The sequence below is a fragment of the Moraxella sp. CTOTU47579 genome (genome assembly GCF_032004885.1).
Classification (GTDB): Bacteria; Pseudomonadota; Gammaproteobacteria; order Pseudomonadales; family Moraxellaceae; genus Faucicola; species Faucicola tetraodonis.
In genome coordinates this window covers 67,216-79,253 of sequence record NZ_DALZOJ010000006.1, presented here as the reverse complement: position 1 = coordinate 79,253, position 12,038 = coordinate 67,216, and the positions used below count along the sequence as shown (strand labels likewise).

8 protein-coding genes are annotated in these 12,038 nt (G+C 48.3%); 1 reads left to right on the top strand and 7 read right to left on the bottom strand.

Going from position 1 to position 12,038, the window contains the following annotated elements:
• Nucleotides 1-45: 45 nt before the first annotated feature.
• Nucleotides 46-3,012 (bottom strand): insulinase family protein, encoded by a 2,967-nt coding sequence (locus RTP55_RS05935; RefSeq protein ID WP_312384907.1) that lies wholly within the window; start codon nucleotides 3,010-3,012, stop codon nucleotides 46-48.
• A 295-nt stretch (nucleotides 3,013-3,307) separates the two neighbouring features.
• Here RTP55_RS05935 and RTP55_RS05930 point away from each other — a divergent pair, with 295 nt between their 5' ends.
• Nucleotides 3,308-4,321, top strand: a complete 1,014-nt coding sequence (locus RTP55_RS05930) for an adenosine kinase (protein WP_312384904.1) — start codon at nucleotides 3,308-3,310, stop codon at nucleotides 4,319-4,321.
• A gap of 96 nt (nucleotides 4,322-4,417) precedes the next feature.
• On the opposite strand, the gene RTP55_RS05925 is transcribed toward RTP55_RS05930, so the two are convergent.
• The 6 genes from RTP55_RS05925 to RTP55_RS05900 form a co-directional block, all read right to left on the bottom strand.
• Nucleotides 4,418-5,593: an isovaleryl-CoA dehydrogenase gene (locus RTP55_RS05925; RefSeq protein ID WP_312384902.1), complete on the bottom strand. Its 1,176-nt coding sequence runs from the start codon at nucleotides 5,591-5,593 to the stop codon at nucleotides 4,418-4,420.
• A 16-nt stretch (nucleotides 5,594-5,609) separates the two neighbouring features.
• On the bottom strand, nucleotides 5,610-6,542 hold the full coding sequence (locus RTP55_RS05920; protein WP_312384900.1) for a hydroxymethylglutaryl-CoA lyase: 933 nt from the start codon (nucleotides 6,540-6,542) through the stop codon (nucleotides 5,610-5,612).
• The gene (locus RTP55_RS05915) at nucleotides 6,539-8,623 is read right to left on the bottom strand and encodes an acetyl/propionyl/methylcrotonyl-CoA carboxylase subunit alpha (RefSeq protein ID WP_312385041.1); all 2,085 of its coding nucleotides are present in this window, start codon (nucleotides 8,621-8,623) and stop codon (nucleotides 6,539-6,541) included. The genes RTP55_RS05920 and RTP55_RS05915 overlap by 4 nt, the downstream gene beginning before the upstream one ends.
• Nucleotides 8,624-8,673: 50 nt before the next feature.
• On the bottom strand, nucleotides 8,674-9,435 hold the full coding sequence (locus RTP55_RS05910; RefSeq protein ID WP_312384898.1) for a hypothetical protein: 762 nt from the start codon (nucleotides 9,433-9,435) through the stop codon (nucleotides 8,674-8,676).
• A gap of 30 nt (nucleotides 9,436-9,465) precedes the next feature.
• Nucleotides 9,466-10,263 carry an enoyl-CoA hydratase/isomerase family protein gene (locus RTP55_RS05905; RefSeq protein WP_312384896.1) on the bottom strand — a complete coding sequence of 266 codons (798 nt, stop codon included), beginning with the start codon at nucleotides 10,261-10,263 and terminating at the stop codon, nucleotides 9,466-9,468.
• Between the two features lie 102 nt (nucleotides 10,264-10,365).
• On the bottom strand, nucleotides 10,366-11,982 hold the full coding sequence (locus tag RTP55_RS05900; protein WP_312384894.1) for a carboxyl transferase domain-containing protein: 1,617 nt from the start codon (nucleotides 11,980-11,982) through the stop codon (nucleotides 10,366-10,368).
• Nucleotides 11,983-12,038: the final 56 nt, after the last annotated feature.

Sequence of the window (12,038 nt, the reverse complement as noted above, 5' to 3'; positions counted from 1 at the left end):
ACAGCGCCTTTTTTATTAAGATGATTAATTTTATTGTTACGTTTGTTATAGCACTTTTTCAATCTGAAAACCCATCTTTTGCATGAGTTCAGCTTTATCAAACGGCGCAAGGCTGGCACGAGTAAATGGCTTGTCTTTGAGGTAGGTGGTTGTTACCCGCTGTAAATCATCAAGGCTGACCGCCAAGATTTTGGCACGCATCGCTTGTTGCCAGTCTTTGCCGCGACCATGCAACTCAGCAAACAGTGCCTTGACCGCTTCACCCGCAGGACTTGCGGGCTTATCCATGCCTGCCATCAATCCTAAAATCGCTTCTTCAATCCAAGCATCGGTTTTTTCGCCTGTGGTTTGCGCCAGTAACCAATCAATACTAGCCAAAAAATCATCAAACGTGGCTTGGTCACGTGGGTCACGGTAGCTATAAAACTTGAAAGAGCAAGCATTGCTATCATAGCTCGCCCCGCCGCCATACGCCCCGCCTTGCTCACGAATGGTACGATGCAGATAGTTGTTGCGTAGCACGCTTGAGAGCACCATCAAGGCAGGGGCATCGGGATGGTTGGTCGGCACGGCGTCAAAGACAAGCGCATGATGAAATACATTGGTTTGCGCAAGCCACGCGATATCGCTACCGTCAGTGGTAATGGGCGATTCGATTAAAGTAGCGGTAGGCTCTTCAACAGGCGTTTGCCAGCTCTCGCTAATTGCTTGCTGCAGCGTCGGTAATACCTCTGCTTCGGCGATGATAAGTGCTTGTTTTGGCAGGGCTTTGATGTAGCGATGTAAATTGGCTAAGCGCTCTCCCAGCTTTTGCCACGCACTGCTATCTTGCTCCGCTTGCTGCAAAAATTCAGTTAAGCTATTTAATGCAGGCAAACCACCGCGTACATATTCAAGACGGGCGATTTTACTGGTGTTACGGCTCGCTGTTTGCATGGCATACGCATGACCTGCATTGGCAAGGCGCGATTGCCAGCCCATTTGTTTTTGGGTCAGTAGCTCTTCCATCCGCGCATATTCGGTAAAAATAGTGTCGTTGAGTACTTCTTTAAGCAGCTCAATCGCTTCAAATTTACGTGACAATGAGCGGGTAGCGACCACCAAGAAGCTATCCATTTTTTCGGGATTGTCAGGTGACGTGCGCTGGCTGATTCTGACCGTCACACCGCTTGAATGGCGTGCTTGCCGCGCTTGAAATGCCAAGGCATCGTGTTTGCACGTGCCCACTTCGCTGATCAAGCTCAGATACGTTGGTAAATCTGAGTGATTGATGAGCGCTTCATGACCCTCTAGGGGCATAATCACTTGATAATAGTACAGACCATTGGTGCCTGCTTCATATTCATACAACGTACTTGGCACACCACTTAAAGTGATATCGCGTTTTGTACCTGTTTTAAATTGAATTTGGGCAGGAATATCCACCAATCCCACTTTGGGTAGCAAATCCACATCATCAGGCGTAGCTTGGCGTTCGGCAAGGGCTTTGGCTTGGGTGATGAGCGCATTACGCGTGTCATCGGTCAGTGCCGCTGCGATGGTGTCAAGTTTGGCTTGCTCATCCTTGGCTTGTTGCTCAGATTTGCTCGCATCAGGGATGAGTGTCAAACGCACGCGATGCGGATTGTCGAGCAAAAAGCTGCGAATCAAATCGGCGATAAAATCAGGATTTTGTACTTGTTCACGTAGCCAGTTTAGGTTTTCATCGATGTCCCACACATGCATGGGGTCACCGTCGTGGATAGCAGTACTAAAGCCTTCAAGCATCAAATTTAGACCATATGGCATACTATCGCCACCGATATGACGTTGGTCGATTTCGATTTGGTGCAAAATGGTTTCAATCGCTTCACTGTCCACAGGCTGGTCCGCCACTTGTTTGAGTAAGTCCAAAATTCCTTGCTCAATGGCATCGCCATGCTCAGGCTCAGAGCCACGAACCCCGGCATAAAACACCATCTGATAATGGCTGTCATCCAAGCCCAGTAGCGGCGTTGGGGCAGATGCCAGCGGATGGCTATCAAGATACGCCCGCAGCGGCGAACCTGCATGTTCAACCAATACGCCTTCAAGTAATCGCATAGCCAGGCGCTGTTTACCGTCTAAAATCGATGGTAATAACCATGCCATGACGTGATGGGTTTGTTTGGGTTTCACCGTATCGACACTGTAAGTGTCCGTCACGCTGATTGGCGCGGTCAATGATTCTTCGAGTCGTGAGGCGTGTTTTTGCCCTTTAGCAAACGCTTTGCCTGACACCGCCAATGCATCCTCATGGATACGGGCTTGGGTCTCTGCCACAGGGATATTGCCAAAGCTCATCACCACTGCATTGCTTGGGTGATAGTGACTTTGATGAAACTTGACCAAATCAGCATGAGTCAGCTCGGTAATGGCAGCGGGCTCACCGCCAGAATTGTAGTGATAAGTGGTTGTGGGGAATAAATGACGCGCCAGCGTATGATACAACTGGTCAATCTCGCCACTCATCGCGCCTTTCATTTCATTAAATACAATGCCTTTATACTGTGGTTTGCCGTCATCATCAAGCTCCACACGAATCCCTTCTTGGGCAAAATCGAGCGGATTTAAACTTGGGAAAAATGTCGCATCTAGGTACACCGACAACAAGTTAAAATAATCTTGACGGTTTTGGGTGGCAAACGGATACGCCGTCCAATCTGCCGCGGTAAACGCATTCATAAACGTATTGAGCGACCGCTTAATCATGCTAAAAAACGGGTCGCGCACGGGATATTTTTCAGAGCCACATAGACTGGTATGCTCCAAAATATGCGCCTCACCGCGGTCGGTCATCGGCTGGGTGCGAAAGCCAATCATAAAGGCATTTTCATCACTCGGGTGGGCGAGGTGATAATGAATCAACCCAGTGGCGTTATGCTCGCTCACCAGCACATCAAGCGATAGCGCATCGATGCGCTCATGAGAGCGTAGGGTAAAAGCAGGGTGCAGGGTCAAATCTAAAGTAGAGTCGTGAGAAGTTGCGGGCATGAAGTTACCTGTGTGTCATAATAATATTTGTCAGAATTTATCAGCAAAACCAACGATAAAAACAAACAGAAAGTATAGCAGTTTTGTCGGATTTATTTTGAGTTAAATGGGGTCAAAACCTGCTTTATAAAGGCAAAAAAACACAGATACTACAGATACTACAGATAATACAGCGCCACTCATTTGCCCGTGTTAGCCAATTTTCAGATATTAACTTTGACAGTTTTAATTTACAATGACACCACGTTGAATTTAACTCATCTATTTTTTCCAAAATCGTTAAAAAGGAACCACAATGGCAAAAATCGTCGCCATCGGCAATGCGTTAGTCGACAGTGAATTTGTCGTCACTGATGCACAGCTTAACGCCACAGGCTTGACCAAAGGCAACATGACCCTAGCCAGTCACAGTGAGCAAGCTGACCTCATCGCCTCGCTCACCACGCAAAATATCACCGCGACTAAACAAGCCGGTGGCGGCTCGGCTGCCAACAGTATCTATGCCGCTGCAAGCCTCGGTAGCGATACTTTTTACGCTTGCCGAGTAGGCGAAGACGAGGCAGGGCGTTTTTATTTGGCTGATTTAAATGCCGCAGGTATCAAGACATCTACCAAGTCATTTGCTGATGGTACCACAGGTAGCTGTATGGTGATGGTGACCCCAGATGGCGAGCGCACCATGCAAACACATTTGGGCACTTCAGCAGAAATCAGTGAAACCGATATTGACTTTGATGCGCTCAATGATGCTGATTGGTTGTATCTTGAAGGTTATCTTGCCATGTCACCCTCAGCACAACAGGCGATTGCTCAGCTAAAACAACAAGCCAAAGCCAAAGGCGCTAAAATCGCGGTCAGTTTTGCCGACCCTGCCGTGGTCAAGTTTGGTCGCGAAGGACTTGATGTCATGCTAGAAGGTGGCGTGGATGCGGTGTTTTGTAACTGTGATGAAGCGCAGCTATTTACCAACCAAACCAGTCACTCGCAAGCCGCAGCAGCGTTATTGTCAGTCGCCAATATGGCAGTGGTGACCAATGGTGCAGCAGGGTCAATCGTTGCCGTGCGAGACGATGTTTCACGTGAAACAAAATTGATTGACGTGGCATCGCTAGCCGTTGACCAAGTGTTAGATACCAATGGGGCAGGGGATAATTTTGCGGGCAGTTTTTTATATGCGCTATCGCACGGTCATGCGTTGGCAGATTGTGGCAAATTAGCCAGTAGCGTCGCAAGCCAAATTATTCAGCAGTTCGGACCCCGTCTCAAACCGGCGCAATACCAAGCGATTTTACAATCAACCTTAACATAGCGCACAGCTGATAAGGCGGATTTTGACAACCTATTTTAACAATCTAATAAAAAAGCCCTAGTTTTAGCTAGGGCTTGTGCTGACAAATCTAATCAATTAAGCGGTTTCGTTGAACAGCTCACGACCAATCAGCATGCGTCGTACTTCGCTGGTACCTGCGCCAATCTCATATAGCTTGGCATCACGCCAAATACGACCCAGTGGATACTCGTTGGTATAGCCATTGCCGCCAAAGATTTGGATACCTTCCCCTGCCATCCAAGTGGCTTTTTCCGCTGTCCACAAAATCACGCTGGCGCAGTCTTTACGCACTTGGCGCACATGGTCTGAGCCTAACATATCCAAGTTTTTGCCCACGGTGTAGAGAAAGCTGCGCCCTGCCTGTAAGGTGGTGTACATGACCGCCACTTTACCTTGAATCAACTGGAATTCACCGATGGCCTGACCAAATTGTTTGCGATCGTGGATGTAGGGAATGACATTGTCCATCACCGCTTGCATCAGCCCAATGGGACCTGCAGCCAGTACCGCACGCTCGTAGTCCAAGCCACTCATCAATACTTTAACGCCGTTGTTAAGACCACCCAGAATGTTGTCGCTTGGCACTTCGACATTGTCAAATACCATCTCGCCTGTGTGGCTACCGCGCATACCGAGTTTGTCGAGTTTTTGCGCAGTATAAAAGCCTTTCATGCCTTTTTCTACCAAAAACGCGGTGATGCCTTTTGCTCCAAGCTCTGGGTTGGTTTTGGCGTACACCACCATCACATCGGCATCCGGTCCATTGGTAATCCACATTTTTGAGCCGTTTAATACATATACGCCACCTTTGTCTTCGGCACGTAGTTTCATGCTGGTGACATCTGAGCCGGCACCGGGCTCACTCATGGCTAAGGCGCCGATGAATTCACCGCTGATGAGTTTTGGCAAGTATTTTTGTTTTTGGGCTTCTGTGCCGTTGCGTTTGATTTGGTTGATACATAAATTGGAGTGTGCGCCATAGCTTAGCGCCACTGAGCCTGATGCGCGGCTGATTTCTTCCATCGCCACCATGTGCGCCACATAGCCCATGTCCACGCCGCCGTAGGTTTCGGGTACAGTGATGCCATGCAGCCCAAGCTCGCCCATTTTTTGCCACAGGTCCATCGGGAATTGGTCGGTGCGGTCAAGCTCGGCAGCGCGTGGGGCGATTTCGGCATCGGCAAAGGCTTTGACGGTTTCGCGTAGGGCGTTGATGTCATCGCCAAGTTGGTAATCGAGTCCTAAGTTCATAGTCATTCCTTGTTTATTAACTGACTGTTAAAGATTTACGTTTATTTAAAATCGCTGTTGCCACCTTTGAGCCGTTTTGTCTGCCCAAAAACGCGCTGATTTTTTGTCCGACATCGACCAGTTTGTCGAGGTCAATGCCCGTTTCAATGCCCATGCCATGTAGCAGATATACCACATCTTCAGTGGCAACATTGCCGGTTGCGCCTTTGGCATACGGACAACCGCCAAGCCCTGCTACCGAGGTATCAAACTGCCAAACACCCATTTGTAATGCCGCTAAAGTATTGCTAAGCGCTTGACCATAGGTGTCGTGAAAATGCCCAGAGATATTGTCAATGTCAATATAACGCAAGGCAGCATCCAACGCTTTTTGCACCATGATAGGTGTGCCCACGCCGATGGTGTCAGCAATACCAATATGTTCAGCGCCAATGGCAACGAGTTTTTCTGTCACATAGGCGACTTTATCGGCTGAAATATCGCCTTCATACGGGCAGCCCACGGTACAAGAGATGACGCCGCGCACTTTGATACCATGCGCTTTGGCGGCATCAGCCACCGAGGCAAAACGCTCGATACTCTCAGCGATGCTACAGTTGATATTTTTTTGGCTAAAAGCTTCACTCGCTGAGCCAAAAATCACCACTTCATAATTGGCAAATTGGTCACGATGGGCAAGGGCGGCATCAAAGCCTTTCATATTGGGTGTCAGCACCGAATAGACCACGTCATCACGTTTGACAATGCCGTTTAATACGGCATCATTGTCCGCCATTTGTGGCACCCACTTTGGCGACACAAAGCTGGTGGCTTCAAGCTTGCGCACGCCTGCATTAATCAAGCCGTTAATCAACTCGATTTTGACGTCGCTGGGTACGGTTTGTTTTTCGTTTTGTAGTCCGTCTCTTGCGCCCACGTCGATGATTTTGACAAAGTTTGGATAGTTCATGATTGGCTGCCCGTATCAAGTTTTAATAGCTCATCGCCATCGGATACCAAATCCCCTGCCTTAAACAGCAACTCTGTTACTATGCCATCACTAGGAGCATTGATGGTATGCTCAATTTTCATCGCTTCAATCACTGCCAAGGCTTGACCTTTTTTCACTTCATCGCCCACATTGACCCGAAACGCCACCACTTGACCTGGCATGGGCGATTTGAGGCTACCGCCATCTTGGGCTTCCTCGCCCACATGCGCCATGCTGTCCACCAAGGTGATGACATCGCTGGCATGATTTGAGAACACATATACTTGCTCATTATGTCGCCATGCCTGCATCTGTTGGTGCTTGCCGGCTGTTTCTCCGTCACTTAGCCATAGCGTGAAGGTATCATCGGCAGTGGGCAAATAACGAACATCGCCTTGATAGATGGGCGTGACAACGTCCGCGCCTTGTTTTTCGGCTTTGGCAATGGTGTTAATCGTTAGATGAAATGCTTGCCCATTGACTTCACTTATCACCGCCCGCAATGGCTTGTCGTGATACACCAAATCAAACGGACGCTCATAATGGCTATACGCGCGCCATGCGTCGGTTTTGCTAAAGGGGTCGTGGTTTTGGGTTTGCGCTTCTTGTGCAAGCTCTTTGACAATCGCGGTGGCTACTAACCAAGGTAGTTCACCACGCTGCTGCCCAAACAGTACGTCTTTTTCACGTTCAATCAATGCGGTGTCAAGATTGGCATGTTTGAACGAATCTGATTGCACCACGTGACGCAAAAACGCCACGTTGTTGGGCAGACCGACAATACGGGTTTCCGCTAAGGCTTTGTCTAGTTTGGCAAGCGCTTGCTCACGGGTTGGTGCATGGACGATGAGTTTGGCAATCATTGAGTCATAGTAAGGACTGATGACATCGCCTTCGCGTACCCCATCATCCACGCGCACATCCGACATCCTAAACTCGCTGTGAGTTGGCGTGCGATAAACGTTTAGCGTACCTGTGGCGGGCAAGAAGTTGTTGTCTGGGTTTTCAGCATTGATACGTGCTTCAATCGCATGACCGTTGATGGTCAAGTCTGCTTGCTGTTTTGGTAACGGCTCGCCGCTAGCAATACGCAGTTGCCACTCGACAAGGTCAGTACCAGTAATCGCTTCAGTGACGGGATGCTCAACTTGCAGGCGCGTATTCATTTCCATAAAGTAGAAATTCATGCCGCCAAATTTATCTTCGGGTGAACACTCACGTTGCTCTACGATAAATTCAACCGTACCCGCCCCCACATAATTGACCGCTTTTGCCGCCGCTATCGCCGCTGCGCCCATCGCCTCCCGCATTGCCACGCTGACATCGGGGGCAGGGGCTTCTTCGAGCACTTTTTGATGGCGGCGCTGTACCGAGCAATCACGCTCAAATAAATACACATAGTTGCCGTGGCTGTCGCCAAAGACTTGAATTTCAATATGGCGGGGACGTAGGGCGTATTTTTCAATCAATACGCTGTCATTGCCAAAGCTGCTAATGGCTTCACGTTGACATGAGCCTAAGGCATCAATAAAATCTTCGGTTTTTTCAACTAACCGCATCCCTTTGCCGCCGCCACCAGAGCTGGCTTTGATTAGCACAGGGTAGCCAATTTTGTCGGCCTCGCTATGTAAAAAATCAGGGTCTTGGTTGGTGCCATGATACCCTGGAATGAGTGGTACATTGGCCGCTTCCATCAAGCGTTTGGACTCGGCTTTAAGACCCATGGCGGTGATGGCAGACGCAGGGGGACCGATAAACACCAAACCCGCATCCACGCACGCTTGGGCAAATTCGTCGTTTTCACTCAAAAACCCATAGCCAGGGTGAATCGCTTGTGCGCCTGTTTGTTTGGCAGCCTCCAAAATGCGCTCCCAACGCAGGTAGCTGTCTTTGGGCGCAGAACCGCCTATATAAACGGCTTCATCACATACGGCAACGTGCTTGGCAAAACGGTCAGCGTCGGAGTATACCGCAACGGTACGCACACCCAGTTTTTTGGCGGTGGCTGCCACGCGGCAAGCAATCTCACCCCGGTTGGCTATTAAGATTTTTGAAAACATAGTCATAATTCCCTTATTTGTAAAATCCGTTGGCAAATTCTTTTTACCGATTATCGAATATATTTTTGAGCACTAGGTTTATAAGTCATTTGGTAATTTGATTTTTTGACCTTACCCTTTTTGACGTTATGATTATCGGGATAATCATGCTCAATAGCGTTGATTTGTATGGGGTAAAAACCGTTGATTGCCGGTTTTTGGCTTAAAATCGTAAGCTTACTTTCATAAGAATCCCAACCATCACCGTTGCCTGAACAGTCGCTATCAAGGGGGTCAGCCATGAAAATGGCTTTGATTTGATTGCCGGCTTGGGCATAAATATGCTTATTGACTTCAGTACAACCTGTTGAAGTATAGCCATATTCGCCATACCAGCCGAATTTGTCTGGTGCAATTTGTACCAATTTAAAATTACCTAGTTGCGAACTTCCGTAAGCCCCATTCGTAATATAGGGTTGGGTTGCGGCTAATTGCCACTGGTTATTGACTTGATTAAAAATGAATAACCCGCCAATACCTTCGGTTACATGCCCTGCATCTAACTCTGGTTCTGCATAATCGCCATTGACCAATACATAAAGTTGGGATTTGCCATTCAATGTTTTAATTTCTGCGTTCGTTACTTTGGCACAGTAATGAGTTTCATAATGAGAAAAAAATAAACAGTCATTTTGATATTGATTGCCATAGTATTTGGTTAAGGTTTGTTCAATGGCATTAACTGCATTAGTTGGCAATTTGTCTTTGGCAAAGGCAGGTGTTGCTAAAGTTGAAATAACAATCATGGTAAGTGGGAAAAATAGTTCTTTCATGGTATGCCTTTAGCTTTTTTATCACATCAATTAATTATTTAACCAGCTTGGTTGACGTTTTTGCAAGAATGACTGTACGCCTTCTTTACCCTCGGCAGATGCGCGGATATCGGCAATGCCTGCAACGGTATCTTTGATTAACTGCTCATTAATCTCCGCAAATGCCACATCCTGCACCAGTTTTTTACACACCTTGACAGCATTTGGGCTAGCATTGACCAAGTGTTTGACCAAATTATCAAGGGTTTGTGTAAACTCTTCTTCATCCACCCGCTCATGGATAAAACCGATTCTTTTGGCTTCTTTGACATCAAATACTTCAGCGGTTAAGAAGTACCGATGCGCGGCTCTTGCGCCCATCGCACGAATCACATACGGGCTAATGGTCGCAGGAATCAAGCCAAGTTTGACTTCACTTAAGCAAAAATTGGCGTTTTTGACGCTAATGGCGATATCACAAGCGGCGACTAGACCCATACCACCGGCATACACATCGCCTTGAATGGCAGCGACAGTCGGTTTTGGACAGTGGTAGATGGTGGCTAGCATTTGCGCAAGCTTGCCTGCGTCCGCTAAGTTCTCATCGTGGCTATAATCCGCCATCGCGCGCATCCAGTTTAGGTCTGCCCCGGCACAGAAGGCTTTGCCATTGGCAGTCAATACCACCACACGCACTTCGTCTTGCGCAGCGCAAAATTGAAACACATCGGTCAGTTCTTGGATGACCTCGTCATTAAAGGCATTGCGTTTGTCTGGGCGATTGAGGGTAATGGTCGCTACCTGCTGGTCAATGTCTAACAGTAGGCTGTCATAAGTCGGTAATTTCATCGTGTTTTTCCTTTGTTTGTTGGGTAAAGTTGAAGAGTTTTTGATGCTTGCTCAATGGTGATAAAACAAACAACCAAGGCTTCCGATTTTACACGCTGAAAATTACATTCTAAATACACCAAAGGTGGTGTCTTCAATCGGTGCGTTATAAGCGGCACTTAAGCCGAGTGCCAATACTTGACGGGTATCGGCTGGGTCAATCACGCCATCATCCCACAGTCTAGCCGAGGCATAATAGGGATGACCTTGCTCATCAAATTTCTGACGCACTGGCGCTTTGAACGCTTCTTCGTCCTCGCTTGACCAGTGCTCACCTTTGGCATGGTATTGGCTGCGTTTGACCGTTGCTAATACTGACGCCGCTTGCTCGCCACCCATCACCGAGATACGCGCATTTGGCCACATCCATAAGAAACGTGGACTGTAGGCACGACCACACATACCATAGTTACCCGCGCCGAATGAGCCGCCGACAATCACGGTAAACTTCGGCACTTTGGCATTGGCAACTGCCATCACCATTTTGGCACCATGACGGGCAATCCCTTCATTTTCGTATTTGCGCCCCACCATAAAGCCTGTGATATTTTGCAGAAACACAAGCGGAATTTTACGTTTGCAGCATAGCTCGATAAAATGGGTGGCTTTTTGCGCTGATTCGCTAAATAAAATACCGTTGTTAGCGATAATACCCACTGGCATACCTTCAATATGTGCAAAACCACATACTAGCGTCGTGCCAAAGCGTGCTTTAAACTCATCAAACTCACTGCCATCGACGATACGTGCAATGATTTCACGGATATCAAAGGGCTTACGGGTGTCAGTTGGGATGATGCCGTACAATTCTTTGGCGTCGTATTTGGGTGGACGCGGGGTTTTTTGCGCGGTAGCGTGGTGGATGGGTGTTTTTTGTTGGTTTAAATTGCCGATGATGTTGCGCGCCAGTGATAACGCGTGCAAATCGTTTTGGGCAAGGTGGTCAACCACGCCTGACAGACGGGTATGCACATCGCCACCGCCTAAGTCTTCCGCGGTCACTTCTTCACCTGTGGCAGCTTTGACCAGCGGCGGTCCACCCAAAAAAATCGTCCCTTGATCTTTGACGATAATCGACTCATCACTCATGGCGGGTACATAGGCACCACCTGCAGTACAGCTACCCATCACGACGGCGATTTGGGGAATGCCTTCGGCGCTCATATTGGCTTGGTTAAAGAAGATACGACCAAAGTGGTCTTTATCTGGGAATACTTCATCTTGGTTGGGTAAGTTCGCGCCGCCAGAGTCGACCAAATAGATACATGGCAAGCGGTTTTCTCGCGCGATTTCTTGCGCCCGTAAATGTTTTTTGACCGTCATCGGATAGTAAGTGCCGCCTTTGACGGTGGCATCGTTACACACAATCATACAGTCAATACCAGCGACACGACCGATGCCAGCAATCACGCCTGCGGCAGGGATATCGGCATCATACATGCCATACGCTGCCATCGGTGAGACTTCCAAAAATGGCGTACCGGCATCTAGCAAGCGCTCGACACGCTCACGCGGCAATAGCTTACCCCGAGCCACATGTTTGGCGCGAGCAGACGCTGAACCGCCCTGAGCAATGACCGCAAGTTTGGCTTTGAGGTCATCAACGATAGTTTGCATGGCAGCGGCATTGGCTTGAAATTCCGCGCCATTTGGGCTTAATTTACTTTGGATAACCGTCATTGTAAATCCTAATTCTGTCAAAGGGTGCAGCTAAATTGCTATTAGATGCCCTCTGT